The following is a 26,472-nucleotide window of genomic DNA, read 5'->3' on the forward strand; positions in this document are numbered from 1 at the left end:
AAGGTGCAGCTCAGGACAGCTTGACGAGGGCCTGGGCCTTCATCAGGACTTTTTGCCCGGCGGAGATCACGGTGAGGTCGACGCGGGCGGTGCCGGCGTCGGCGTCGAGCTTTCCGATGGTGCCGCTGACCTCGATGGTGGCGCCGGGCTGGCCGGTGCCCGTGGTGTCGGTGACCAGGACGGGCTTGGTGAAGCGGGTCTGGAAATCGACGACGGCGGCGGGGTCGCCTGCCCAGTCCGTCACCAGCTGCACGGCGGAGCCCATGGTGAACATACCGTGCGCGATCACGCCGGGCAGTTCCACGCTGGTGGCGAAGGCCTCGTTCCAGTGGATGGGGTTGAAGTCACCGGAGGCACCGGCGTACTTGACCAGGTCGGTGCGCGTGACTTCGATGGTGCGGATGCCGATTTCCTGGCCGGCGCTGAGTTCGTTGAAGCTGGGGCTCATGGTTACTGTCCCTCTCCGCGGACCAGGATGGATGACGTGGTGGTGGTGACGGGCTCGCGTGAGTCGCCGGACCCGAGCGCGAAGATCTCCGACCGGGTGGTGATCATGGCACCTCCGCCCATGGCCCGGACGCCGTCCACATGGAGCTCGGCAACGAGACGGTCGCCGGCGATGATGGGCCGGTGGTGGGTGAAGCGCTGGTCTGCGTGGACCACGCGGGAGAAGTCGATCCCGGCGTCGGGATCCTCGATGAGCTGGGCGTCGGCCCGCTGGGCGATGATGATGGCAAAGGTGGGCGGCGCCACCAGGTCGGTGTGGCCCAGGGCCTTGGCCGCCTCCACATCAAAGTGTGCAGGGTGGGTGGCCTTCACGGCGCGGGCAAACTCGCGGATTTTTTCGCGGCCAACGTCGTACACCTCTACGGCAGGGTAGCTTCGGCCCTGCAGATCCGGATTGATAGTCATGGATTCCAGCCTATCGCCCGCATGTTGGCGGGCAGAAAATAGCCCCGCCGCACCCCTTATGGCGGTGGCTACCGGCGAAGGTGCCTGCGGATGGCCTGGCCGCGGACCACGATGCCCACGACGTGCAGGACCAGGCCCAGCCCGATCAGCGGCAGGGAGGCCATGGCCAGGCCCTGGTTGCCACCGGTGTTGCCTATGAGGTTGAGGATGATGCCGACGGCAATCAGTCCCATGGCGCTGAACACAAGGACTTTGTAACGGGTTGGCGCGGTGGCCCAGAATTCGTTCAGCACCGTCCAAGTCTACCTGGCCCTTGCCGGGCGCCCCGGGGCAGCGGTCAGAACAGCGCTTCCTGCACGGCGGGCACCTCGGAGGAGAAGCTGCCCAGCACGACGGTCCGGGCAACCAGTTGTGACAGGTTCACCACGAACTCGGCGTCCGTGCCGTCCAGCCGTGCCAGTACGTTTGCCCCGCTCACCGCAGCGATGCCAAACCCATGCCGGCCGCCATCCAGGGCATGCGGGTAGGCGTGGCGTGGCCTGCTGCCGTACAGTGCCTCCGCATGCGCGGGCCGCGTCCATTGCTCCTCCACGGTCTCGAAACCGTCGACGGCGGTGCGGGCCAGCAGGGAGAGAACGTCGGTGGCGGCACGGGCGTTGACGGCATCCATCTCCTTCTCCGTGAGCGGCTGCAGGAGCGCTTCCGCTTTGGCGGCCGAGCGCACCTGCTGGGTCAGGCCGACGTCGGCCGTCACCAGGTCCTCGAGGATCCGCACCACCCGGCCATCCCGGACCCTGGCAACATACCTCGCCACAGCCGCCCCCTGTTCCGCGAGCCGGGTCCACTTGCGGGGGCCGGACGCCGTACCCACCTTGGTGGCGCCACCGGCGAAGGTGGCCACGTAGAGCCAGTGCTCCTGCATCAGGTAGTCCCGCAGGCCTGGCGTGACCCGGCCCCCACGGTGGAAATCGTGCATCAGCCGGGACTCGTCAAGCACAAAGCACCGCTCACACTGCTTTCCCCGTACAGCGGTAGCAGCGGAGCTGCAGAGCACGTGGCTGCGCGAGCCGGCTGACTGGACCGTGACATGGCCCAGGCACCACCTGCCGGGCTGCACCACTTCGAAGCCAAGGCGCTGGCCCGGGCTGAGGCCCACCTGGCGGAATTCCCCCTCAGGCGACTGCAGCCGCAAGACCGGGCTGCCGCCGTCGTCCGTTTCTTTGGAAGGGTCCGCTGCATGCCAAAAGACCCCGTGGACCAGATAGCGGGTATCGGTCACGGGGGCTCCTGAAGTGGCGGTTTGGCGCTACAGCGCGGGCTGCACCCCAAAGGCTACCGCGAGCTTCATGATCTTCTCGGCGCGGCCCAGGCGGGGCAGGTCTGAGCCGTCACGGATGACGCGGCCGTTGGCTTCGAAATCGTTCATGAAGTCGGTGGCCCAGGCGACGTCCGACGGCGTGGGGCTGATGACCTCGTTGATGACCGGGGTCTGGTCGATGGCCAGGCAGAGCTTGCCGGTCATGCCCATCATCACCGTAATGCCGGTCTGTTCGCGCAGGATGGGGTGGTTGGTGCCCACCGTGGGGCCGTCGATGGGGCCGGGCAGGTTGCCGACGCGGCTGGCGACCACGAGCTTGGCGCGGGGGTAGGCCATGGCCTCCGGGGTGGCTGCCATGCCGGTGTCGCGGCGGAAGTCGCCCGAGCCGAACGCCAGGCGGAACGCGCCCTGGGCTTTGGCGATGTGGTTCGCTTCCTCGATGCCGAGGGCGGATTCCACCAGCGGAATGACGGGCGTCTTGCCGTCCATGCGGTGGTAGCTCTCGGTCACCTGGTCAGCCGACTCGGTCTTGGCCAGCATGACGCCCAACAGCCCGGGCGTGCCGCGCAGGCCGGCGAGGTCGTCCGCCCAGAACGGGCTGGTGGCGTCGTTGATCCGGACCCAGGCCTTGCCGCCGGCGGTCAGCCAGTCGATGACGTTGTTGCGGGCCTGGTCCTTCTGCGAGGGGTCCACTGCGTCTTCGATATCCAGGATGATCGAGTCGGCGCGGGACACGGCCGACTGGTCAAAGAGCTCGGGCTTCATGGCATTGACCAGCAGCCAGGAACGGGCGATCTCGGCGGGGATATTCCGTTCCGGCCTAACGGTTTCGGCGGCGATGGTAGACGTCATGCCTTCTACAGTATCCGCCCCGCCAGTGGCACGGCGAAGAAAACGGCCCGCTTGTGAGGATCAATACGAACTAAACGGGTTGTGACCGGCTTGGCGGGGAAAGCAGCTGGCAGTAGTTGCCGTTTTGGAGCTTCAAAACGGCAACTACTGCCAGCCAGTTGGCGCTTACGGGATGTTGCTTCCGCGCGCCGTGACCCAGAGTTCGTACCAGTGGGCACGGGTCATGGCCCGGGCCACCCGTTCAGCGTCGCGGCACGCACCGATCCGGTCCGGATTGGCCGTGCCGATGACCGGCGCGATCCCCGCCGGATGCTTCATCAGCCACCCCAACAGGATGGCCTCGCCGGAGGTGCCGTACTCCCCCGCAAGATCGGCCACCAGTTCCGCGGTGGCCGCTTCCGCGGACGTGGGACTCTCCGGCTCGGCACCGGTGTAGATGCCCTTGGCCAGTGATCCGTAGGCCTGCAGGGTGATGCCGTTGCGGGTGCAGTACTCCAGCGTGCCATGGGGGAAGCTGTAGTCCAGGTGTTCCGCGTGGTTGACCAGGACCTGGCTTTCCAGCCACGCACGCTTGAGCAGGCTCATCTCCAGCTGGTTGGCCACCACCGGCGTCTCCAGCCGGTCCTGCAGCGCTTCGATCTGCGCGGCGGACATGTTGGAGACGCCCAGTTGGCGTACCTTGCCTTCAGCCATGAGCTGCCCGACGGCGGAAGCCACCTCCGCCGGATCCGCCAGGGGGTCCGGGCGGTGCAGCAGGAGGATGTCCACGTAGTCCGTTTGCAGCCGTTTGAGGCTGCCGTCGACCCGCTCCAGGATGGCCTCCCGGCTGAGGTCATAGTGGGTCTTCAGGCCGCGCTCGTTCAGCCGGATGCCGCACTTGGTCTGCAGCCGGATCCGCTCACGCAGGCCCGGAGTGGCAGCCAGCACCTCGCCGAACACCGCCTCGGCCTTGCCGCTGCGGTAGATGTCCGCGTGGTCGAACAAGGTGATGCCGGCATCCAGCGCGGCCTGCACGGCGGCGGCGGCCTGGTCCACATGGGCAGCATTATGCGGCTCATCGGACCAGCTGCCGCCCAGGCCCATGCAGCCGTAAATAACTTCCTGCATCAGGACGCCCCGCCCGGCTGTGCCCCCGCCATCAGCGCAGCCATGCGGTGGTGTTGGCCGGCAGCTTGCCGTCTTCCAGCGGCGCGCTGCTGACAAGGACTTCCCCGGCAGGGAGATCGACGGCGGCGTTCCCGAAGTTGGTCACGGACTGCCAGCCGTTGGGGCGCTTGAAGTGCAGGACATCCGGGTTGTCGTTCCCGACCCACTCCAGCTCTTCACCGGTGAGCAGTTCGCGGCGCAGCTTCAGTGCCTTGCGGTACAGCTCCAGGGTGGAACCTTCGGTTCCGTCCTGCGCCTCGACGGCGTACTTGCTGAACCAGTCTGGCTGCGGCAGGTGGGATCCGCCGTCGCCGAAGCCGAAGGAAGTGCCTTCAACCTTCCACGGCAGCGGCACGCGGCAGCCGTCACGGCCGATCTCCACGCCCTTGTTGCGGAAGTAGGACGGGTCCTGGCGCTCGGATTCTGGAATGTCGGCCACTTCCTGCAGGCCCAGTTCCTCGCCTTGGTACAGGTAGGCGGATCCAGGGACGGCGAGCATCAGCAGCGTTGCGGCACGGGCGCGGCGTTCGCCGAGCTCAACGTCCAACTGGTCCTTGGGGCCACCGGCGAGCAGCCAGTCCTTGCCGTCCTGGCCCTTGGCACCGGCCTTTGCCTTGGCAACCTGCGGCAGGCCGTAGCGGGTGGCGTGCCGGACGACGTCGTGGTTTGAGAACACCCACGTGGAGGAGGCACCGGTGGCAGCGGCCTCGGCAAGGTTGCGGGTGATGATCTCCTTGTACTCGGCGGCGTCGAAATCGGCCTGCAGCAGGTCAAAGTTGAACGCCTGGCCCAGGCCCTGCGGGCTGGCGTAGCGGGCACGCCGGGTGGCGTGGACCCAAGCCTCCGCCACCGCGGTGCGCGGCGGGTTGTACTCGTTGAACACCTCACGCCATTCGGCGTAGATCTCGTGGACTTCGTCCCGGTCCCAGAACGGGTGCGAGCCGTCGTCGAATCCGTCCACGCCGGTGTTGGCGGCACTAAGTTCCAGCTTGGACAGCAGCGGCTCGGTGAGGTCCTTGGTGAGGGCGTGGGCCACGTCAACGCGGAAGCCATCCACGCCGCGGTCAGACCAGAAGCGCAGGGTCTTCAGGAAGTCCTCGCGGATTTCGCGGTTGGACCAGTTCAGGTCCGGCTGCTCCTTGGCGAAGATGTGCATGTACCACTGACCCGGGGTGCCATCCGGCTCGGTGATGCGCTCCCACGCCGGGCCGCCGAATACGGAGTCCCAATCCGACGGCGGGAACTCGCCGTTGGGACCCTTGCCGTCGCGGAAGATGTAGCGGTCGCGCTCAGGCGAGCCCTTGGGGGAAGCCAGGGCCTCCTGGAACCACTTGTGCCGGTTTGAGGAGTGGTTGGGGACAATGTCGGCAATGAGCTTGATGCCGGCGTCGTGCAGGGCCTTGGCCATCTCGTCGAAGTCCGCCAGCGTGCCCAGCTTGGGGTCCACGTCGCGGTAGTCGTCCACGTCGTAGCCGCCGTCGGCAAGCGCGGAAGGGTAGAACGGGCTGAGCCACACGGCGTCTATGCCCAGCGTCTTCAGGTAGGGGACCTTGGCGGTGATGCCCTTAAGGTCGCCGATGCCGTCGCCGTTGGAGTCCGCGAAACTGCGGGGATAGATCTGGTAGACGGAGGCCTGGCGCCACCAGTTGGGGTCGGCCAGGCGGTCGGAATCGGACAGGGTTGCCAGCGTGGCGGTGGTGGACAAGGACTGACCCTTTTCTTCAGTGTGGTTATATTTATATTGAGTCTAAATTTACTTCCCCAAGTATTATCTGGTGATTCGTCCAGGAAGGTCAACAGCATGCCCGAACCGGTTCCGGCGACTCCTCAACTGCTGCGCAGGGTCAGCGCCGGCGCAGTCCTGGAGTTCATGCGCGCTTCGGCGGCGGTGACGGTCACGGACGTCATGGCTGCAACGGGCCTGACGCGGGCCACCACCATCGCCGTCTGCGAGGACCTGGTCCGCCGGGGGTGGCTCCTGGAACTGGAGAACCAGCGCGAGTTCGGCGGCTACCGGAAGGGCCGCCCCGCCCGGCGGTTTGAGCTCAACGAGCGGGCCGGCGTAGTCCTTGGCGTTGACATTGGGTACTCGAAGGTCACTGTAGTGGTGTCCGATCTCCGGGGCAGGACCCTGGGGCGCTCCAGCCGCCCCTTCCAGGCGGGAGAGGTCGCATCGGCCGAACGCATCGCGTTCATTGACGCGGTGGCCATGGCGGCCCTTGGCTCCGCGGATGCCGAACCTGGCCAGGTGCTGGCCGTCTGTGCCGGTGTGGCCGCGCCCGTGGACCGGCACGGGGAGGTGGTGGCCACGCAGAAGTTCTGGGGACTGTTTGACCTTGGCCTGCGGCCGGCCCTCATGGCGACCCACGGGTGGACGGTGCTGCTGGAAAACGACGCCAACCTTGCCGCCCTCGGTGACCGGTGGCAGGGGGCCGCAGCCGGCGTCGACGACGTGGTGGTGATCCTGGCCAGTGAGCGCCTGGGTTCCGGCATCGTGGAAGGCGGCAGGCTGGTCCATGGAACGCGCGGGAGCGCCGGCGAGCTTGCGTACCTGAACATGGTGGAGGGCGTGGGTGACACCTACGGCATCGCCTACCTGGCCCGGACGTGGGCGGCCGAAGCCCTGGCAGGCTCCGCCCCCACGGCACTCCGTGACTGCCGGCCAGGGCGGGTGGAGGCCGAACAGGTCTTCGCCGCAGCAGCCCACGGGGATGCCGTGGCACTGGACATCCTGGACCGGCTGGCGGAGAGGATGGCCCGGGTGGTGGGCACGGTGGCCACCATGCTCAACCCGGAACTGGTGGTCATAGGAGGCGGCGTGGCCGGTTCCGCCGACGTGCTCCTGGCGAACATCAGCGAGCGCCTGAAGAAGTTCACTGCCACGCCTGCACGCGTGGCAGTGTCCCCGCTGGGTGACTCCATCGTGACGGTCGGTGCCGTACGCTGCGCCCTGGATTACGTGGAGAGGAATTCCCTGGACCTGGAACTGGCTGCGCCTTCCGGCAGCCGGGCGCCGGACCCTGGCTGGCCCTAGTTGCCCAGGGCAGCGGCCACCGGCAGGGTGCCGTCGCGGAATTCGATGGTCCGGCCCGCGGTCTGGGGCAGGTCCAGCACCGCCGCTGCGACGATTGCCGTGTTGGCCCGGGACGTTTCCCGTTCCCCGTCCGGAGAGGGGTCCACGTCGATCCGCCCCGTTCCTGGATTGTCCGTGAGGGCGCCGGGGCCCAGGATGGTCCACGCCAGCCCGGTGCCGCGCAGGTATTCGTCCGCGGCCGCTTTGGCTTCGGCGTAGGCGAAGAAGCTGCTGTCTTCCGGTACCCCGTGGTCCTTGCCGGCGCCGAAGTAGGACACCATGATGTACCGGTTGACACCGGCCTGGACCGCAGCGTCCATGGAGCGGATGGCGGCGTCACGGTCAACCGCATATGTGCGCCCGGGGTTCCCGCCGCCCGCGCCGGCAGACCAAACCACGGCGTCGTGGCCGGCGAGCGCCTGGGCGATGGCCGCCGTCGAGGAATTTTCCACGTCCAGGACCGACGGCGCGGCGCCGGTGGCTGCGACGTCATCCGCGTGGCCCGGGTTGCGGATGAACGAGGTTACCGAGTGGCCCTCGCCGGCGAGGAGTGCGGACAGGAGGAGGGCCACTTTGCCGTGGCCGCCGATGATGGCGATGCGTGTCATGCCCCCATTGTGCCTGCCCGGGCAGCTCTTCGGGCAGCCCCACCCGCCTGAACAGGGCCTTTGTGCCCTATACCGGCTTTCCCGCACACGTCTAGCTTGGGTGAATGGCTGCCGGACCCCAGGCGGGGTTGGATGGACCCGCATCAGACGCACTGTTGAAACTGGGACGTTTCTTTACCAGGTGGGAACAGACAGAGGACGGCAGGGCGGTGTTCCGCGAGGGTGGCCGCAAAGGTGACATCTTCTACCGGGACCGTTGGAGCCACGACAAGGTGGTCCGTTCCACCCATGGGGTGAACTGCACCGGTTCGTGTTCCTGGAAGGTGTACGTCAAGGACGGCATCATCACCTGGGAATCCCAGCAGACGGACTACCCCTCCGTGGGTGCCGACAGCCCGGAGTACGAACCCAGGGGCTGCCCGCGTGGGGCGGCGTTTTCCTGGTACACCTACCTCCCCCACCAGGGTCCGGTTCCCCTATGCCCGGGGCGTGCTGGTGGAGATGTACCGGGAGGCCAAGGCCCGGCTCAAGGATCCCGTGCTGGCCTTTGCCGAGATTGCCGCTGACCCCGAACGGCGGCGCCGCTACCAGCAGGCCCGCGGCAAGGGCGGCCTGGTGCGGGTGTCCTGGCAGGAGGCCGTGGAGATCGCTGCCGCAGCCCACGTCAATACCATCAAGACCTACGGGCCGGACCGCTGTGCGGGCTTCTCCCCCATCCCGGCGATGTCCATGGTCTCGCACGCGGTGGGAACCCGGTTCATCCAGCTCATTGGCGGCGTGATGACCTCGTTCTACGACTGGTACGCGGACCTTCCCGTGGCCAGCCCGCAGGTGTTCGGCGACCAGACCGACGTCCCGGAATCCGGGGACTGGTGGGATGCCCGCTACCTCATGATGTGGGGATCCAACGTTCCGGTGACACGGACGCCGGACGCCCACTGGATGACCGAAGTCCGGTACCGCGGCACCAAGGTGGTCACGGTGAGCCCGGACTATGCGGACAACACCAAGTTCGCGGACGAGTGGCTGCCCGCCCAGGCGGGAACGGACGCCGCGCTGGCCATGGCCATGGGCCACGTGATGCTCAAGGAATTCTTCGTGGACCGGCAGGTGCCGTTCTTCACCGACTACGTGAAGCGGTACACCGACCTTCCCTTCCTGGTCAGGCTGGAGAAGAACGGCGACGGCGCCCTCACGCCGTCGAAATTCCTCACCGCCCTTGACCTCCCCGGCGAGGCCGCGGCCGAGGACGCAGCGTTCCGCACCGTCCTGTACGACAAGGCAGCCGGGCGGCCGGCGGTGCCCAACGGGTCCATGGGCTTCCGGTACTCGGGCAGCGGAGAAGGCAAGTGGAACCTGGACCTTGAGGGAATCGAACCTGCGTTGTCCCTCCGGGAGGTGTCCGGGGAAAGCGCCGAAATCCTGCTCCCCTGCTTCGAGGACTCAGGCGGCGAAGGCAGCATCCTGCGCCGCGGTGTCCCCGTCATGGAGATAGGTGGCCATTTGGTGACCAGCGTGTTCGACCTGATGCTGGCCCAGTACGGGGTGGGCCGGGAAGGCCTGCCCGGCGAGTGGGCGGCCGGCTACGAAGACGCTGCCACCCCGTACACGCCCGCCTGGCAGGAGGAAATCACCAGCGTTCCGGCACAGGCCTGCATCCGCGTGGCGCGCGAGTTTGCCCGCAACGCCGAGCAGTCCAGGGGCCGCTCCATGATCATCATGGGCGCCGGCATCTGCCAGTGGTTCCACGGCGATACCACCTACAGGGCGGTGCTCGCGCTGGTGATGCTCACCGGCTGCACGGGCCGCAACGGCGGCGGGTGGGCGCATTATGTGGGCCAGGAAAAGACGCGTCCCGTGACGGGCTGGGTGTCCCTGGCCAACGCCCTGGACTGGTCGCGGCCGCCAAGGACCATGACCGGCACCAGCTACTGGTACATGCACACGGACCAGTGGCGGCAGGACGGGTATTCGGCGGACGCCCTCAAGTCCCCGCTGTCCACCGGCAAGCTGGACGGAATGCACACCGCGGACGCCATCGCCCAGTCCGCGCGGCTGGGCTGGATGCCGTTCTATCCCCAGTTCGACCGCAATCCCCTCGATGTGGCTGACGAGGCGGACGCCGCGGTCGCTGCCGGCACCGCGGCCGATGCGCCGTCCTACATTGCCGAAGCCTTGAAGAACCGCTCGCTGAACCCCGCCATTGAGGACGTGGACGCTCCTGCCAACTGGCCGCGGACCCTGGTGCTGTGGCGGTCCAACCTGTTCGGCTCCTCCGCCAAGGGGAACGAGTACTTTCTCCGCAACCTGCTGGGGACCCACAACAACGTCCTGGGAGCGGACAGCGCCGGGGAACTCAAACCCCGGGACGTTGCCTGGCACGACAAGGCGCCCGAGGGAAAGCTGGACCTCCTGGTGTCCGCGGACTTCCGGATGACGTCCACCACGCTGCTGTCCGACGTCGTGTTCCCTGCCGCCACCTGGTACGAGAAGAACGACCTCTCCTCCACGGACATGCATCCGTTCGTGCACGCCTTCAGCCCCGCCATCGACCCGCCGTGGGAAACCAAGACGGACTTTGACACTTTCCACCTTCTGGCACGGGAATTCTCCCGCCAGGCCCGGACACACCTCGGCGTCCGGAAGGACCTGGTCAGCGTGCCTTTGATGCACGACACCCCGGGTCAGCTGGCCCAGCCCGGCGGGCGGGTCCGCGACTGGCGGGACGCCGGCATCGGGGCGGTACTCGGTCAGAACATGCCCGTCTTTGCCGTGGTGGAACGCGACTACACGGCCATCGCGGACAAACTGGCGGCTGTGGGACCCCTGGCTGACAAGCTGGGTTTCACCGTCAAGAACGTAACCTACAACGTGGCCCAGCCGGTGGCCAGGCTCAGCCACTCCAATGGCGTGATGCTGGGCGGCGCGGCGGACGGACGGCCTGCCATGGACACGGACGCGAAGATGGCCGAAGCGATCCTCGCCTTCTCCGGCACCACGAACGGGGCATTGTCCGTCCAGGGCTTCAAGGACCTGGAAATACGCACGGGCCAAAAGCTGGCTGACCTGGCCGAAGGCTCGGAGGAAAAGTTCATCACCTTCGCCCAGACCCAGGCGGGAACGGTCCCTGTGATCACCTCGCCGGAATGGTCCGGATCCGAGACCGGCGGACGGCGGTACTCCCCGTTCACCATCAACATCGAACGGCTCAAGCCCTTCCACACCCTGACCGGCAGGATGCATTTCTTCCTCGACCACGACTGGATCACCGACATCGGCGAATCCCTGCCCATCTACCGGCCCCCGCTGGACATGCACCGGCTGTTCGGCGAGCCGCGGCTGGGGTCCGATGGCGCCATGGAGGTGACGGTCCGGTACCTGACGCCGCACTCCAAGTGGTCCATCCATTCCGAATACCAGGACAACCTGCTGATGCTGTCCTTGTCCCGCGGCGGCCCGACCGTCTGGATGAGCCCGGCGGACGCCGATGCCATCAAGGTCCGGGACAACGACTGGGTTGAATGCACCAACGTCAACGGCGTCCTGGTGGCCCGCGCGATTGTCAGCCACCGCATGCCTGCCGGTGTGGTGTACGTCCACCACGCCCAGGAGCGCACCATCGACGTGCCCAAATCCGAGGCCACCGGGCGGCGGGGCGGCATCCACAACTCGGTCACCCGGCTGCTGGTGAAACCCTCGCACCTGATAGGCGGCTACGCCCAGCTTGCCTACGCCTTCAACTATCTCGGTCCTACCGGAAACCAGCGCGACATGGTGGCCACTGTGCGCCGGCGCTCGCAGGAGGTGCAGTACTGATGCGCGTGATGGCCCAGATGGGCATGGTGATGAACCTGGACAAGTGCATCGGCTGCCACACCTGCTCCGTGACCTGCAAGCAGGCCTGGACCAACCGGGCAGGCACCGAGTACGTGTGGTTCAACAACGTGGAGACCCGGCCCGGGCAGGGCTACCCGCGCCGGTACGAGGACCAGGAGCGCTGGTACGGCGGCTGGACGCTGAACCGGCGCGGCAGGCTGGTCCTCAAAGCCGGGGGCCGGGTCAAAAAACTGTTCGGCATCTTCGCCAGCCCCGTCCAGCCCGAGCTCAAGGACTACTACGAACCCTGGACCTACGACTACAAGACCCTGGTGGACGCGCCGCTGGGCGACGATTTCCCGGTGGCGCGGCCCAAGTCGCTGATCACCGGGAAGGACACCAAGATCACGTGGTCCGCCAATTGGGACGACGACCTGGGCGGCTCGCAGGACCACGGGCACCTGGATCCGATCGTGGAGAAGGTGCGGCGGGAGTCCGAGGACAAGATCAAGTTTGCCTACGAGCAGACGTTCATGTTCTACCTGCCCCGGATCTGCGAGCACTGCCTGAACCCGTCCTGCATGGCGTCCTGCCCGTCCGGCGCGATCTACAAGCGGGTGGAGGACGGGATCGTACTGGTGGACCAGGACAGATGCCGCGGCTGGCGGCAGTGCGTCACAGGCTGCCCGTACAAGAAGATCTACTTCAACCACAAGACCGGCAAGGCCGAGAAGTGCACCTTCTGCTACCCCCGGGTGGAGGTTGGCCTGCCCACCGTCTGCTCGGAGACCTGCGTGGGGCGGCTGCGGTACCTTGGGTTGTTTTTGTACGACGCCGACGCCGTCACCGCGGCAGCGTCCGTCACCGACCCGCAGGACCTTTACGATGCGCAGATGGACGTGCTGCTGGACCCGCACGATCCCCGCGTCCAGGCCGAAGCCCGGGCCCAGGGCATCCCGGAGGACTGGCTCGATGCGGCCCGCCGGTCCCCCGTCTATGCGCTCGCCAAGGTCTACAGGGTGGCCCTGCCGCTGCATCCGGAATACCGCACCATGCCCATGGTCTGGTACGTGCCGCCCCTGTCACCCGTGGTGGACCTGCTGCGCGACCAGGGCCACGACGGCGAGGACGCCGGCAACCTGTTCGGTGCCATCGATGCCCTCCGGATCCCGGTAGAGTACCTGGCCGAACTCTTCACCGCCGGGGACGCCGAACGGGTCGCCGCCGTGCTGCGGAAGCTCGCGGCCATGCGGTCCTTCATGCGCGGCATCAGCATGGGCGAGGACCCGGACGAGGCCATCCCGGAATCCGTGGGGATGGACGGGCAAAGCATGTACGACATGTACCGGCTGATGGCCATCGCCAAGTACAGCGAGCGCTACGTCATTCCCACGGCCCATCTGGAACAGGCACACGACCTTGAGGAGCTGGGCTGTTCATTGGATTTCGACGGCGGACCAGGCATGCAGGACTCCGCACCGTTCGGCGAAGCGAGCGGCCGGCCCGTCCCGGTGGCCGTGGACACGTTCAACGCCCTGCGCGACCGGCAGAGCACCGATACGATCGCGGCGGGAACCAGCCTGAAAGGGCGGGTGAACCTGCTGAACTGGGACGGCCGCGGCGCTCCGCCCGGCCTCTTCCCGGACAAGACCTACCCGGACAGGCTTTCCCCGGACACCCTGGCGGCCGCCGAGGACGAGTCATGAAACGTCCATCCCTGAACGGGCCGGCCCTGAACCGCCGCGAGCGGGTGGTGTACCTGGCCGCAGCCTGGTGCCTGTCCTACCCGGACGAGGAACTGGTGGGGCGGGTTCCCCTCATCAGGGCCGCGCTGTCCGAGTTTCCGGGAGCGCCGGCGGACTTCTCCCCGGTCCTGGACCTCCTCGAAGCCACCCCGCCCTTGGAACTGCAGGCACAGTACGTCCGAGAGTTCGACCTCGGCAGGCGGCACGCCCTGCACCTGAGCTACTGGACGGACGGGGACACCCGGCGCCGCGGCGAGGTGCTGGGCTCCTTCAAGGCGGCCTACCGGAGCAGCGGCGTCCTGGTGGACCTGGACGGGGAACTTCCGGATTACTTGCCCATGGTGCTGGAATTCGCCGCCAGGGTTGACGGCGGGGCCGGGCGGGAACTGCTGCAGCGGTACCGGGCCAGCCTGGAGATGCTGCGGCTCGGCCTGCTGCGGGACACCCTGCCGCACGCCGCTGTCCTGTCGGCCTTGTGCGCCACCTTGCCCGGAAAGTCGCCGCAGGACGAGCAGGAAGTGATGCGCATGGCCGGATTCGGTCCACCCACCGAAACGTGGGCCTGGACCCCTACGACCCGCGGCTGCTGCCGGTCAGGAAGGGCTGACCATGCCCGCACCCTGGATGGCGCTGGAGACGGAGCCCGCACCCGCCGTCGTCCTTAACGCCTGGGACATTGTCCTGTGGGGCGTCCTGCCGTACGTCATGGCGGTGGTGCTGGTGGGCGGCCTGGTGTGGCGCTACCGGTACGACCAGTTCGGCTGGACCACCCGGTCCTCCCAGCTGTACGAGTCCAGGCTCCTGCGGATCGCCTCCCCGCTGTTCCACTTCGGGTTGCTGGCTGTCATCGCCGGACACTTCTTCGGCCTGGTGATTCCGATGGCCTGGACGCAGGCGGTGGGCATGAGCCAGGAGTTCTACCACTTCAATGCCCTCCTGGTGGGCGGCATCGCGGGTGTCGCAACGCTTGGGGGAATCGCCCTGCTCATCTACCGGCGCCGGACCACCGGCCCCGTCTTCATGGCCACGACGAAGAACGACAAGACCATGTATGTGGTGCTGACCGCGGCCATCGTGTTCGGCCTGTGGACCACGCTGGCCAGCGTCTTCGAAGGTGAACACGGCCACAACTACCGCGAAACCGTGGCGCCCTGGTTCCGGTCATTGTTCATCTTCCAGCCGGACATCGCCGCCATGGCCGCCGCGCCGTTCACGTTCCACCTGCACACGCTGGTGGGGATGGCACTCTTCGTCATCTGGCCGTTCACCCGCCTTGTGCATGCGTTTACCGCGCCCCTGCACTACCTGTTCCGCCCGTACATCGTCTACCGGTCGCGGGACAGGGAGACCAAAGGCAGGGGCTGGTCCGCCGTCGGCACGCCCGACAGGGACACCCGCAACCGCTGACCGGCGGGGCGTTTTCGATACGTGGTGAGGAGCAGGCAGTGGCCGGAACAATCCCGACACCAGGCACCGGGAGGGCGCTGAACAGCGGCAGGGCACTGAACCTGGCGCTGGCGACGGCGGCGTCCGTGGCAGGTTTCTGGGCGTGGAACTCGGTGGCAACCCTGGGGGCCTTCTACACGCAGAACCTCGAACTGAAGCCTGCCACCACAGGGGTCCTGGTGGCCATGCCGGTGTTCGTCGGATCGCTGGGACGGATAGTGGTGGGGACACTCACGGACAAGTACGGGGGCAGGGCCATGTTCACGTTTGTGCTGCTGGCCGCCATCCCGCCCATTCTGCTGGTGTCCGTGGGGGGCCTCCTCAGTTCCTTCGCCCTGGTACTCGGGGCAGGACTGGTGCTCGGCGTGGCAGGAACCGTTTTCGCCGTCGGGATTCCGTTCGTCAGCGCCTGGTATGTCCCCGCCCGGCGCGGCTTCGCCACCGGCGTCTTCGGGGCAGGAATGGGCGGGACGGCGCTGGCGGCGTTCCTCAACCCGCGGCTCGTCACGGGGATCGGCTACTTCCCCACCCACCTGCTCATCGCCGGCGTCCTGGCCCTCATGGCCGCACTGGTCTGGTTCCTCATGAAGGAAGCCCCGGACTGGGCCCCCAACCACGCGCCGGTGCTGCCCAAGCTCCTGGACGCCGCCAGGACGGCCGTCACCTGGAAGATGTGCTTCCTGTACGCCGTGGTCTTCGGCGGCTTCGTGTCCTTTGCCACCTACCTGCCCACCTACCTGCGCGACGTCTACAGCTTCGACCCCGCCGGTGCCGGTGCCCGGACGGCGGGGTTCGCCCTTGCCGCCGTCCTCGCCCGTCCCGTGGGCGGGGTGCTGGCCGACAGGCTCGGCCCCAAGCCCGTGGTGCTGCTTGCCCTGGGAGCCGTGGCCCTCCTGGGCTGGCTGGTCAACCTGCGGCCCGACGGCGAGGTCCCGGCAGGTGCCACTTTCGTTGCCATGGCTGCGGCGATGGGACTGGGAACGGGCGGCGTGTTCGCGTGGGTGGGCGTCCTCTCGCCGGCAGGAAAGATGGGCAGCATCAGCGGCATCGTGAGCGCCGCCGGCGGCCTGGGCGGCTACTTCCCCCCACTGGTCATGGGCGCCACGTACGACGCCGCCACGCGCAGCTATTCCATCGGGCTGCTCCTGCTGGTGGGCACCGCCCTCCTGGCCCTGGTGTTCACCCTCTTCGCAGTACAGCCCCGGGCCGGGGCGCCGGCGGTCCAGCGGGCCCAGTGATACCGCTCGGAGTCATCGACTCAGCGGGCGCGGTAGCGAAGGTACACGACGCCGTTGCCGAACCGCCGCTCGTCCAGCAGGTCCAGCCGTGCCTCCAGCCCCGCCGGCAGGAAGCGGAGGCCGCCGCCCACTGTGACGGGGTTGATAAACAGCTGGCACTCGTCCACCAGGCCGGCCTTCAGGGCGTGCGCGGCAAGAGTCGGGCCGCCGATGCTGATGTCCTTGTCTGCGGACTCCTTCAGGTCCCGCACCCGGTCCGGGAGGAACTGCCGCTCCAGCCGTGTCCGGGCGGTGGCCACGCTCCCCAGCGAGCTGGAGTACACCACCTTGTCCGCCCCACGCCAGAGGGCGGCGTAGTCCTTGATCACGGGGGGCTCATCCTGCGTTTCCATGGTTTCCCAAACGGACATCACCTCATACATCCGGCGCCCCAGCAGGTACGTGCCCATGCCCCGCTCCAGGTCGTTCACGAAGGCGTGGATCTCTTCGTCCGGCGCCGACCAGTTGAAGTTGCCGTCCTTGTCCGCCGTATAACCGTCCAGGGACATGATTGCGGAGTAGATCAGCTGCGCCATGGGCCCATTCTTCCGCCGGGAATCCCGTCTGGATAGGAACTGGTGGGTTTCTCCAGCCCTACTGCTTCACGAGCGCGTTGCCGTAGCCTGCATCGCATTTGCCGTCATGGATAACGCCTGTCCCCGGTGCCACGGCGTAGTTGGCGGCCGGGTTGAAGACGGCGGTGTTGACGTTTGTCACCCTCCCGGCGCATTCGTCGGCGGCACCGGCACTGACACCCTGACCACCGATCCACATGTCGATCCAGATGGTGGAGTTGGTTCCGTTCGCGTTGACGCCCTGGTGGCACGGCCCGTTCTGGGGATCGTTCCCGTCGCCGCAGGTGTCTTCGACGATGAAGTAACGGCGGACGTCCGGGAGATAGATACGGGTGCCGGCGGGAAAGTCCAGGACGTCCTGGCCTGTTGCCAGTGAGTGGCCCACCGCAATGGTGATGGGCTCCTCATACGTGCCTTTGCCACCGGCCGTGGTGTGCAGCACGGGGTGGCTGATGGTGGCTGAACCGGCTGGGGTGTTGTCGTACCAGGTGTAGGCGGTGGTGGACGTGGTGGTCACAACCCGCTCCGGGGACGATGCCGCGGCTGGGGCCGGAGCTGCGGGCGCCACGGCAGGATGCGGGGCCGGGGGAAGGACCGGAGCGGCGGCGGGAGCCACCGCTGCTCCTGTGCCCGCTCCCGGGGCACCGGCGGCGGCCTGCGGGGCAGCAGCGGCAGCCGCAGGATCGGCGGTGGGAGCCTTGGGGGCAGGAGCAGCCCCTTCGGCCTTCTGAGCTTCAGCCGCTGCTGCTTCGGCGCGGGATGCCGCCGCAGCCTTTTCCGCGGCAACCCGCTGGGAGGCGCCCACCACGTCGGATGACACGTCGCCCCGGGTGCCGGCGCTGGCCTCAACACCTGCCGGGGCCGGGCTGGATGACTGTGCGGGGACACCGGGAGCAGCAGTGATGGCGCCACACGCGGTGGTGGCGAGGGCTGCCGAGAGCATACCGGCGGCGAGCAGATGGTTCCTGCGCATGGAAAACTAAGCCTCTTCATGGGAGTGCGGACGGGGCAGCGGCACGTCAGATGCCCTGCCCGGGCTGGGTCGCGGCCTGCGGAACGCAAGGCCCATGGGCCTGGGACTTACCACACGCAAGAGCATTCGGAGTGCTCCCCCAAGCGTGTGCGCCAACCGGTGACCTAAACGTTACTTTGTACCAAGCGCAACTGGCCAATCGGTGGGCGTGCCGCGTGTCGGCCGGGTGAGGGGAAGGACAGTTCGGGAATTAAACAGAAAAGCCCCCGGAATCTCGGGAATTCCGGGGGCTTAGCCTGTAGCGGTGGGGAGGCTCGATCTCCCGACCTCACGATTATGAGTCGTGCGCTCTAACCAACTGAGCTACACCGCCACGAATGAGAAAAACCTGCGTCAAGCCGGTCAAACCGCCTTGACGCAGGCCCTCATTCAGAGCCCCCCACCGGAATCGATCCGGTGACCTCGTTCTTACCAAGAACGCGCTCTACCACTGAGCTAGGGGGGCAACGAGTAAATACTCTACCGGAAGATTTACGCACCAACAAATCGGCGCTCCAAGCGTTGAGAGGCCCGCAATATGCTGGGTTCCGCCTGGCGTAAAGACCGCATTTTCCGCGGAATTCCGGGGCTTTAAGGGCCCCACGAGGGGACCGGACGACGCCGGCAGGCGCCTTCCTTGGGCCCCCCACCACCGCGCCGGGCAGAGAATGTGTCCAGCCCCACATTCACTCCTGGGTTAAATGCTGGTGGGCCGGCTCGAAAGCCGGCCCATCGCCGTCGTCAGTTGGTCAAACTGCGCGAAGGTTTACCACTTGCTCTTGCGGTTGAAGTCGCCGCCGCTGCGGGGCTTGCGGGAGCCGTCACCGTGGCCGCTGAAGGAACGCTCGGAACGCTCGCTGTACGAACGTCCGCCGCGGTCGGCGGAGGACCGCTCGCCGTCGTTCTTCCGGAATTCCTTCTTGAACCCGCCGTTGCCCTTGAAGTTGCCGCCGCGGCTGCCCTGGTAGGCGCCACGGTCACCGGAAGGCCTGCGGCCGTTGTCCAGTTCGAGGTGGATCAGCTCGCCGCCGATCCGGGTGCGGGACAGGGCGCGCAGTTGGTCTTGGCTCAGGTCCGCGGGCAGCTCCACCAGGGAGTGGTCCGAGCGGATGTCGATGCCGCCGATCTGGGCGGAGGAGATGCCACCCTCGTTGGCGATGGCGCCCACGATCGACCCGGGCATGACCCGCTGGCGCCGGCCCACCGCAATGCGGTAGGTGGCGTTGCCCTCGGTCAGGGCGCGGGTCGGCCCGCGGGAGCCGAAGCCGTCCTTGGAGCGTTCGCGCTTCTGGAACTCGGGAGCAGCAGGCAGTTCCTTGACCAGCAGCGGCTGCCCGCCCTGTGCCATGACGGCCAGGGCCGCAGCGATTTCTGCTGCCGGCACCTTGTGCTCTTCCTCGTAGGAAGCGATCAGGTCGCGGAACATCGCAACGTCCTCGGACTCGAGGGTCTCGGTGATGCGCTCGGCGAACTTGCCCAGGCGCAGCGTGTTCACGGTCTCGGCGGTGGGCAGGTGCATCTGCTCCACCGGCTGCCGGGTGGCCTTTTCGATGGCGCGCAGCAGGTACTTCTCACGCGGCGTCATGAACAGGATCGCGTCACCGTTGCGGCCCGCGCGGCCGGTGCGGCCGATCCGGTGCACGTAGGACTCGGTGTCGTGCGGGATGTCGTAGTTGACCACGTGGCTGATGCGCTCCACGTCCAGGCCGCGGGCGGCGACGTCGGTGGCCACCAGGATGTCGATGCGGCCTTCCTTCAGCGCGTCAACGGTGCGCTCACGCTGCTGCTGCGGGATGTCGCCGTTGATGGCGGCAGCCTGGAAACCGCGGGACTTCAGCTTGTCAGCCAGGTCCTCTGTGGCCATCTTGGTGCGCACGAAGGCGATGACGCCGTCGAATTCCTCAACCTCAAGGATGCGGGTCAGCGCGTCCAGCTTGTGCGGGCCCATGACCTGCAGGTAGCGCTGGCGGATATTGGTCCCCGTGGAGGTCTTGGTCTTGACCGAGATCTCGGCGGGATCGTTCAGGTACTGCTTGGACATCCGGCGGATCTGGCTGGGCATGGTGGCCGAGAACAGGGCAACCTGGCGGTCCTCGGGGGTCTGCTGGAAGATCTGCTCCACGTCTTCGGCGAAGCCCATGCGCAGCATCTCGTCGGCCTCGTCCAGCACCAGGTACTGGAGTTCGGACAGGTCAAGGGATCCCTTGGCGATGTGGTCGATCACGCGGCCGGGGGTGCCAACAACCACCTGGGCGCCGCGGCGCAGGCCGGCCAGCTGGGGACCGTAGGCGGAGCCGCCGTAGACGGGCAGCACGGTGAAGTCATCGATGTGCTTGGCGTAGGAGGTGAAGGCCTCGGCAACCTGCAGGGCCAGCTCACGGGTGGGGGCCAGGACCAGGGCCTGGGTTTTGCGGGACGGGCCGTTGAGGTCGTGGAGTTCGGCCAGGCGGGACAGTGCCGGCACTGCGAATGCTGCAGTCTTGCCGGTACCGGTCTGTGCCAGGCCCACTACGTCGCGGCCTTCGAGCAGCAGCGGGATGGTGGCTGCCTGGATGGGGGACGGCTTTTCGTATCCGACATCCTGCAGGGCGGCCAGGACGCGGCCGTCAATGCCGAGATCGGCGAACTTCACGGTGTTTTCGTCGTCGTTCTGCTCCGCAGCAGGAGCGGCAGTGTCAGCGGCGGCAACTTCGTCGGCGGCGTCCGTCACGGCAGCAGCGGGGGCTTCCTCAATGACGGCGGTGGTTTCGTTCAGGTTTTCGGGCATAGGGATATTCCTCATCCATAGGGGGCCAGGCGGCACTACCCAAGGTGAGCGGAGCCGCAGTACACGTGCCGATGGTGCCGGGCAAACGTTGACCGGCCGGTCACAGAAGTCCGGCGCTTTCGCAATCCCGTGGCAGGACTTCGCGCTGCATCTCTTGGCTGCTATCCCAGCAGTCTGTACAGCGTTTTCTTTAGCCGGCTCTCCCTATGAAAATGCCCGCATCGCTTGCGCGGGCCCCAACACTTGCCAGTCCTGCCTCAAAAATTGGGCAGGAATAAGGGATTTCCGGAGTGGGGGATGTTTCCAGTGTAGGGCACGGAGGTGCCGCAGCGTTAATCGGAACGGGCCACGGCGGCGGTGAGCTTGCGCACACGGGCCGCCCCGAGGGCGCTGCTACTCCCCCAGGCGCCGCAGCAGTGCCTGAAACTTGGTGTGGTATTCATCCTGGAGCCTGATCTCGCCGTCGGCCTCTGCACGGCGGAGCGCTTCGATGACGCCGGCGTCCGGCTCGCTGAACCACTTTCCGATGGTGATGCCGTGGCGCGGAACGAAGGTGCGTTCAATGGCGTCTCCGGCCTGGATGCTGCCGGTACGTATGACCCGCAGGTACGCCCCCACCCGCCCCTCCTCGGTGAACCGCTTCACCCACTGCGGTTCCTTCATCCGCCGCTGGAACGTGGCGCAGGGGGTTCGCGGGGACGTGACTTCGAGTTCGACGCCGGAGCCCAGTGTCCAGCGCTCCCCAATTACCGCATGGGTGGCCTCGATACCGGATACCCGCAGGTTCTCACCGAAGATGCCCGGCGGCAGCTCCCGTCCCAGGGCGGCCGCCCAGAAATCGGCGTCCGTCTGGGAATAGGCATAAACGGCCTGGTCCAAACCGCCATGGTGGGCCCGGTTGGCCTGGATGTCCCCGCGCAGGCCCAGCTTGTGCACCTTCACCGGACCAGCGGCCGGACGCTTGTCGATGGCCGTGACGCCCACGTTTCCCTGGTCCCCGACAAGCTGGTGGACGCGGCAGACGGCAAGGACGGAACCTGTTTGCATGGCATCAGTCTAGGGTTTTCCGGCAGGGTGCCCGGGCCGGGTGATGGGCAGTTCTCCACCACTGCCGGGAGGGGTTTGTGCTCGCAGGCGGAACCCGCAGGGACTACGCTGATTCGAGACTTGCATTGGGGTGCAGCGCTGGGCCCGGTTCGCGTGGACAAATGAAGGGGACGCCGTGGACTCGAACCAGAAAGATCCGGAAGAGGATGCCGGGAACGGGCCGTTGCCCGGGCCGGCCGGCGCCGGCAACACCGCCAAGCCGCCGCCCTGGCAGGTCCCCAAGCCGGACCTGCGTCCTGAGCTCCCCAACGAACCAGTTACCCCAGTAGACCCGTTTGCCCGTGAACGGGAGAAACAGCTCAACGATGCAGCGGCCCGGAAGAAGCGGTCCCAGCGGCGCACCATGGTGGTTGGCCTCGGCGTAACAGCGTTCCTGGCCGGCACCATCACGGCGGTGATTGCCAGCAACGAGGACGACCCTGAGTACGCACAGGTCTGTTTCAATGACGAAACCGGCGAGCGCGTGGCGGAAACCAACTGCGACAGTTCCGCCGGCCGCAGTGGCGGCATTTATGCCTGGTACTTCTACTCGCGCGGGGCCAGCGTTCCGTGCATCGGCCAGAACCCGGCCTCAGCCCCCAACTACACAAGGACGGTACGCAACCTGTGGTTCCGCGGCATCCTGCCGCTGGCCGGCGCACTTCTGCTGACCGCCGCATTCTTCATCTCGGCGATCCAGATGTGGGACCCGGCGTACGGTGACACCCGGACCTTCGGCGTAGGCGGTGCCTTTGTGAGCGGCGTGGTGCTGCCGGCCCTTGGCGTGGTGCTCGCCGCGGCCTGCCGGCTCCTCCCCGCCACCCGGGGCTACTTCCTGGGGACGAAATGACCAGGCGAAGAAATGAAGGATGACAAAGTGACGGCTGAAGAAATGACCGCTGAAGTCTTGGCCACCGGGGCGTCGGACGTCCTGGACCTGGACTCGCTGCTGTCCGCGGAGGAACTGGAGCTCCGGCAAAAAGTCCGCGACTTCACCCGGCAGCGGATCAAACCCGGCATCGCCCGCTGGTATGAGGATGCGGTCTTCCCCCTCGACCTGGCGACGGAACTGGGTGAGCTGGGCGTCCTTGGCATGCACTTGGAGGGCTACGGCTGCCCGGGCCGGTCCGCCGTCGAATACGGCCTGGCTGCCATGGAGTTGGAGGCCGGCGACTCCGGAATCCGTACCTTTGTGTCGGTTCAGGGCTCCCTGGCCATGACCGCTATCCACACCTGGGGCTCGGAGGAGCAAAAGCAGGAGTGGCTGCCCCGGATGGCCGCGGGCGAGGTGATTGGCTGCTTCGCGCTGACTGAACCGACCGCCGGTTCAGACCCTGCCTCCATGGCCACCTTCGCGCGGCGGGACGGCACCGGGGACGACGCCGGCTGGGTGCTGTACGGGGCCAAACGCTGGATCGGACTGGCCTCCGTGGCCGGCGTGATGGTGGTGTGGGCCATGACGGACGACGGCGTGCACGGTTTCCTGGTACCGGCAGGAACCCCGGGCGTCACGGCGACACCCATCGCGCAGAAGCTGTCCATGCGCGCCTCCATCCAGTGCGATGTAGTGTTCGACGACGTCCGGCTGGGTCCCGAGGCCCTGCTCCCGGCGGCGCGGGGGCTGCGCGGCCCGTTCACCTGCCTGAACGAGGCGCGGTACGGCATCGCATGGGGTGCCATGGGTGCAGCCCGCGATTCCTACGAGGCCGCACTGGCATACTCGATGGACCGGCTGCAGTTCGGCAAGCCGCTGGCCGGCTACCAGCTCACGCAGGAGAAGCTGGTGAACATGCTGCTGGAAATCCAGAAGGGCACCCTGCTGGCACTCCACCTTGGCCGGCTGAAAGACGCTGGAACCATCCGTCCGGAGCAGATTTCGCTGGGCAAGCTGAACAACGTCCGGGAGGCCATCGCGATCGCCCGGGAGGCGAGGTCAATCCTGGGCGGGAACGGCATCACCACGGACTACCCACCCCTGCGGCACGCCGCGAACCTCGAATCGGTCCGGACCTACGAAGGCACCGACGAAGTCCACACCCTCATCCTGGGCCGGCACATCACGGGCCTTGACGCCTTCCACTGAGATAGGCGCGGCCGGAAGGGCTCAGGCGGAGAAGCCGCCGTCGGCCTTGATCAGCTGCCCGGACACCCAGCGGCCAGCCGGCGAGAGCAGGAAGGCCACGGTTCCGGCGACGTCGGCAGGGGTGCCCAGGCGGCCGGTGGGCTGCTGGGCGGTGAGCTCGTCCCGGACCTCCGGGGTCATCCACCCGGTGTCCACGGGGCCCGGGTTCAGGACGTTCGCGGAGATGCCCCGGGGTCCCAGTTCGCGGGCGGCCGCAATCACGATCCGGTCCAGGGCTCCCTTGGACGCGCCGTAGGGAAGGTTGAACGCGGTGTGGTCACTGGTCAGCGCAACGATCGCGCCGCCGTCGCCCGTGGCCTGCCGTGCGAAGGCGGCGATCAGCTGCCAGCTGGCGCGCGTGTTAACCGCAAAATGCCGGTCGAAGGATTCAACGGTGGTATCCAGCACCCCGGAATCCACCGACTCGGCATGGCTGAGCACCAGGCCCTGCAGGGCACCGGCCGCCTGCGCTGCCTCCGCCACGAGCCGGTCCGGCACGCCCGGATCCTGCAGATCGGCCGACAGGACGTGGACCTTGGCGCCGATGGCTTCGAGCTCCGCTGTCAGCCGGACCACGTCCTCGGGTTCACTCCCCCAGGGCATGCGGGCGTCGTAGTCGGACCAGTAGGACAGCACCAGGTCCCAGCCGTCGGCCGCGAGCTGGCGCGCGATGCCTGCGCCGATGCCGGCCATCCGCCCCACGCCGGTAACCAGGGCAACGGGGCGGGCGGGGGCAGGTGCGTCGGGTTCCATCGGATCAGCCTAGCGGCCGGCTGGAGCACCGGCGTTCAGGCGGCCGCCGGTTCCGCGTCCCCCGCCGTGGCAGCCTCTGCCCGCTGCTTGCGGATGGTTGCGCTGATGACCGCGGCGATGGTGCACATGGCCGCCGCGCCCAGCCAGGCGTAGGTGTAGTGGCCGGTGGCGTCGCGGAGGGCGCCCGCGGCGATGGCGGCCGCAGCAGCTCCCAGCTGGTGCGCCGCAAAGACCCACCCGAACACCACACTGCCGTCAGCTCCGAACGTTTCGCGGCAGATGGCTGCCGTGGGTGGAACGGTGGCCACCCAGTCCAGGCCGTAGATCACCACGAACACGATCATGCTGGGCTGCACTTCGGCGTTCAGCAGCAGCGGGAGCACCAGCAGGCCGATCCCGCGGAACTGGTAGTAGACGGCAAGCAGGACGCGGGGATTGAAGCGGTCCGTCAGCCAGCCGGAGGCGATGGTGCCGATGATGTCGAAGATCCCGACGACGGCCAGCAGTCCCGCAGCAGCGGTTTCGGGCATTCCGTGGTCGTGTGCGGAGGGGATGAAATGGGTGCCGATCAGGCCGTTGGTGGTGGCGCCGCAGATGGCGAACCCGGCGGCCAGTGCCCAGAAGGTCCGGATTTTGCTGGCGCGGCGGAGGACCTGGAGGGCGCGGACGGCGGCGTTGGCGCGGGGCCCGCAGTCGTTGGGGCCGCCCGCGGCCTTCGGCTCTTCAGCTTCGAGGGCTGCAGGATCCGCACCGTACGGCAGGACCCCGACATCGGCCGGCGAGTTCTTGAGGAACTTCAGCACCAGCGGGACCACGGCCAGGGCACCGGCGGCGATGAGCAGGGACGCCTGACGCCAGCCGGGATCCTGGGCCAGGAGGGCGATGAACGGCAGGAAGACCAGTTGCCCGGCCGCGCTGCCGGCGGTGAGGATGCCAATCACCAGTCCGCGGCTTTTGGTGAACCAGGTGTTAGCGATGGTGGCGGCGAAGACCAGGGCCATGGAACCAGTCCCGAGTCCGATCAGCAGCCCCCACGTCAGCAGGATCTGCCAGGACTGGTTCACCAGCACGGTGAGGGCGCTGCCCATGCCGATCAGGACCAGGGCTGTCGCAGTGACGGCCCTGACGCCGAATCTTTCCATCAGTGCGGCGGCGAAGGGGGCTGTCAGGCCAAACAGCACCAGGTTGATGCTGACGGCTGCCGACAGGACCGTGGTTGACCAGCCGAACTCCTGCTGGAGCGGGACCATGAGGACGCCGGGGGCGGCCCGGAAGCCGGCGGCCCCCACCAGGGCCAGGAACGCCACGGCGGCGACGATCCAGGCGGGATGGAGCCGGCGGCGCTGTCCGGTGCCCGGTCCGGCGGTGGTTTCGGCGGCAACGTCAGCTGCCTTCTTCGGCACGGCACTCACGCGGCTGTTCCTTTCCCGGAAGCGGTGGACAACGGGACGGGCCGCTCTGACCGTGCGCGGCTGTGCCAGCTGGTGTTCGCGGCGGTGAGCCGTTCTCCGCATTCGGTGCAGGTGTCCGCCGAGCTGGTCACTTTCCCGCAGCCGGCGTGGATGACCTGGAGATGGGCCTGCTCCGAGGGCGCGGGCAGGTGTTTCTCCGCCCAGATAGTCACCGCGTTCAGGACCGGGAGGGCGTCTTCACCCATGGGGGTGAGCACGTACTCCTGGCGGGTGCGGCCGCCGTCGTCGTAGGCCTTTTTCTCCAGCAGCCCGGACTCCACCAGGCCTGCCAGCCGCTTGGTGAGGACCGAGTCGGCCACTTCCAGCCGGGCCTTCATCGCGTCAAAGCGGCCGTTGCCGAAGAAGACTTCACGCAGGACCAGGATGGACCAGGGGTCGCCCAGGATGTCCAGGCCACGCGCCATGCTGCAGCTGCGCTGGGACCAGTCGGATCGAAGAGGCATAGGGGAACCCTAGCTGACTTCTTTCAAGAAAGCCAGGGTTCCCCGGGGC

At 67.4% G+C, this 26,472-nt stretch carries 20 protein-coding genes, 2 tRNA genes and 4 pseudogenes; 9 read left to right on the forward strand and 17 right to left on the reverse strand.

The genetic code is table 11. The features are described from left to right. Positions 1-10 precede the first annotated feature (10 nt). The 7 genes from J2X98_RS03895 to J2X98_RS03925 all read right to left on the reverse strand — a co-directional run bounded on the left by J2X98_RS03895 (position 11) and on the right by J2X98_RS03925 (position 5,933). Positions 11-448 (reverse strand): MaoC family dehydratase, encoded by a 438-nt coding sequence (locus J2X98_RS03895; RefSeq protein WP_307304441.1) that lies wholly within the window; start codon positions 446-448, stop codon positions 11-13. 2 nt (positions 449-450) lie between these two features. Beyond that, on the reverse strand, positions 451-912 hold the full coding sequence (locus J2X98_RS03900; RefSeq protein WP_307304442.1) for an FAS1-like dehydratase domain-containing protein: 462 nt from the start codon (positions 910-912) through the stop codon (positions 451-453). A gap of 68 nt (positions 913-980) precedes the next feature. After that, entirely contained in the window at positions 981-1,205 is a 225-nt protein-coding gene (locus tag J2X98_RS03905) for a DUF3188 domain-containing protein (protein ID WP_141942754.1), read from the reverse strand. 44 nt (positions 1,206-1,249) lie between these two features. Next, positions 1,250-2,191 carry a DUF2797 domain-containing protein gene (locus J2X98_RS03910; RefSeq protein WP_307304445.1) on the reverse strand — a complete coding sequence of 314 codons (942 nt, stop codon included), beginning with the start codon at positions 2,189-2,191 and terminating at the stop codon, positions 1,250-1,252. 27 nt (positions 2,192-2,218) lie between these two features. Then, complete coding sequence (locus J2X98_RS03915; protein WP_141942759.1) at positions 2,219-3,082, reverse strand: HpcH/HpaI aldolase/citrate lyase family protein; 864 nt, start codon at positions 3,080-3,082, stop codon at positions 2,219-2,221. 165 nt (positions 3,083-3,247) lie between these two features. Next, a complete protein-coding gene (locus J2X98_RS03920) occupies positions 3,248-4,189 on the reverse strand; it encodes an aldo/keto reductase (protein ID WP_307304448.1) in 942 nt (313 codons plus the stop codon). A gap of 31 nt (positions 4,190-4,220) precedes the next feature. Next, positions 4,221-5,933 (reverse strand): glycoside hydrolase family 13 protein, encoded by a 1,713-nt coding sequence (locus J2X98_RS03925; RefSeq protein WP_307304449.1) that lies wholly within the window; start codon positions 5,931-5,933, stop codon positions 4,221-4,223. Between the two features lie 96 nt (positions 5,934-6,029). Between J2X98_RS03925 and J2X98_RS03930 the strand changes: the two genes are divergently transcribed. Then, positions 6,030-7,262 (forward strand): ROK family protein, encoded by a 1,233-nt coding sequence (locus tag J2X98_RS03930; RefSeq protein WP_307304451.1) that lies wholly within the window; start codon positions 6,030-6,032, stop codon positions 7,260-7,262. Here the strand turns inward: J2X98_RS03930 and J2X98_RS03935 are convergent. Then, positions 7,259-7,909 (reverse strand): NAD(P)H-binding protein, encoded by a 651-nt coding sequence (locus J2X98_RS03935; protein WP_307304453.1) that lies wholly within the window; start codon positions 7,907-7,909, stop codon positions 7,259-7,261. The genes J2X98_RS03930 and J2X98_RS03935 overlap by 4 nt on opposite strands. A gap of 104 nt (positions 7,910-8,013) precedes the next feature. Here J2X98_RS03935 and J2X98_RS03940 point away from each other — a divergent pair. From J2X98_RS03940 to J2X98_RS03960, 5 genes and pseudogenes are all read left to right on the forward strand, one after another. After that, a pseudogene (locus J2X98_RS03940) lies at positions 8,014-11,725 on the forward strand (nitrate reductase subunit alpha). Next, positions 11,725-13,431, forward strand: a complete 1,707-nt coding sequence (narH, locus tag J2X98_RS03945; RefSeq protein WP_307304457.1) for a nitrate reductase subunit beta — start codon at positions 11,725-11,727, stop codon at positions 13,429-13,431. The pseudogene J2X98_RS03940 and the gene narH overlap by 1 nt, the downstream one beginning before the upstream one ends. Before the next feature lie 26 nt (positions 13,432-13,457). Continuing rightward, a pseudogene (gene narJ, locus J2X98_RS03950) lies at positions 13,458-14,077 on the forward strand (nitrate reductase molybdenum cofactor assembly chaperone). 2 nt (positions 14,078-14,079) lie between these two features. Continuing rightward, entirely contained in the window at positions 14,080-14,877 is a 798-nt protein-coding gene (gene narI, locus J2X98_RS03955; RefSeq protein ID WP_373460825.1) for a respiratory nitrate reductase subunit gamma, read from the forward strand. 38 nt (positions 14,878-14,915) lie between these two features. Next, complete coding sequence (locus tag J2X98_RS03960) at positions 14,916-16,154, forward strand: MFS transporter (protein WP_307304462.1); 1,239 nt, start codon at positions 14,916-14,918, stop codon at positions 16,152-16,154. Positions 16,155-16,174: 20 nt separating this feature from the next. Here J2X98_RS03960 and J2X98_RS03965 read toward each other — a convergent pair whose 3' ends face one another. The 6 genes from J2X98_RS03965 to J2X98_RS03990 all read right to left on the reverse strand — a co-directional run bounded on the left by J2X98_RS03965 (position 16,175) and on the right by J2X98_RS03990 (position 21,594). Continuing rightward, positions 16,175-16,729, reverse strand: coding sequence for a dihydrofolate reductase family protein (locus J2X98_RS03965; RefSeq protein ID WP_307304465.1), 555 nt, complete (start codon positions 16,727-16,729; stop codon positions 16,175-16,177). 58 nt (positions 16,730-16,787) lie between these two features. Next, positions 16,788-17,741 (reverse strand): hypothetical protein, encoded by a 954-nt coding sequence (locus tag J2X98_RS03970; RefSeq protein WP_307304467.1) that lies wholly within the window; start codon positions 17,739-17,741, stop codon positions 16,788-16,790. 299 nt (positions 17,742-18,040) lie between these two features. After that, positions 18,041-18,114, reverse strand: a tRNA-Met gene (locus tag J2X98_RS03975). 60 nt (positions 18,115-18,174) lie between these two features. After that, a tRNA-Thr gene (locus tag J2X98_RS03980) sits at positions 18,175-18,246 on the reverse strand. Positions 18,247-18,546: 300 nt separating this feature from the next. Continuing rightward, positions 18,547-20,547 carry a DEAD/DEAH box helicase gene (locus tag J2X98_RS03985; protein WP_307304469.1) on the reverse strand — a complete coding sequence of 667 codons (2,001 nt, stop codon included), beginning with the start codon at positions 20,545-20,547 and terminating at the stop codon, positions 18,547-18,549. A gap of 393 nt (positions 20,548-20,940) precedes the next feature. After that, the gene (locus J2X98_RS03990; RefSeq protein ID WP_307304471.1) at positions 20,941-21,594 is read right to left on the reverse strand and encodes an MOSC domain-containing protein; all 654 of its coding nucleotides are present in this window, start codon (positions 21,592-21,594) and stop codon (positions 20,941-20,943) included. Between the two features lie 175 nt (positions 21,595-21,769). Between J2X98_RS03990 and J2X98_RS22190 the strand changes: the two are divergent. From J2X98_RS22190 to J2X98_RS04000, 3 genes and pseudogenes are all read left to right on the forward strand, one after another. Further along, positions 21,770-22,252, forward strand: a pseudogene (locus tag J2X98_RS22190) (Tat pathway signal protein); the annotation flags it as partial. Continuing rightward, positions 22,247-22,483 (forward strand): annotated as a pseudogene (locus J2X98_RS22195) (amino acid transporter); the annotation flags it as partial. The pseudogenes J2X98_RS22190 and J2X98_RS22195, both read left to right, overlap by 6 nt. 42 nt (positions 22,484-22,525) lie before the next feature. Next, entirely contained in the window at positions 22,526-23,716 is a 1,191-nt protein-coding gene (locus J2X98_RS04000) for an acyl-CoA dehydrogenase family protein (protein WP_307304869.1), read from the forward strand. 21 nt (positions 23,717-23,737) lie between these two features. On the opposite strand, the gene J2X98_RS04005 is transcribed toward J2X98_RS04000, so the two are convergent. From J2X98_RS04005 to J2X98_RS04015, 3 genes are read right to left on the reverse strand one after another with little or no spacing between them, the layout of a single operon-like run. Continuing rightward, positions 23,738-24,508, reverse strand: a complete 771-nt coding sequence (locus J2X98_RS04005) for an SDR family oxidoreductase (protein WP_307304475.1) — start codon at positions 24,506-24,508, stop codon at positions 23,738-23,740. A 35-nt stretch (positions 24,509-24,543) separates the two neighbouring features. Further along, positions 24,544-25,911, reverse strand: a complete 1,368-nt coding sequence (locus J2X98_RS04010) for an MFS transporter (RefSeq protein WP_307304872.1) — start codon at positions 25,909-25,911, stop codon at positions 24,544-24,546. Between the two features lie 5 nt (positions 25,912-25,916). After that, positions 25,917-26,423 (reverse strand): winged helix-turn-helix transcriptional regulator, encoded by a 507-nt coding sequence (locus tag J2X98_RS04015; protein WP_141942786.1) that lies wholly within the window; start codon positions 26,421-26,423, stop codon positions 25,917-25,919. Positions 26,424-26,472: the final 49 nt, after the last annotated feature.

Origin of the sequence: Pseudarthrobacter enclensis, from assembly GCF_030811655.1 — a bacterium.
GTDB lineage: Bacteria > Actinomycetota > Actinomycetes > Actinomycetales > Micrococcaceae > Arthrobacter > Arthrobacter enclensis_A.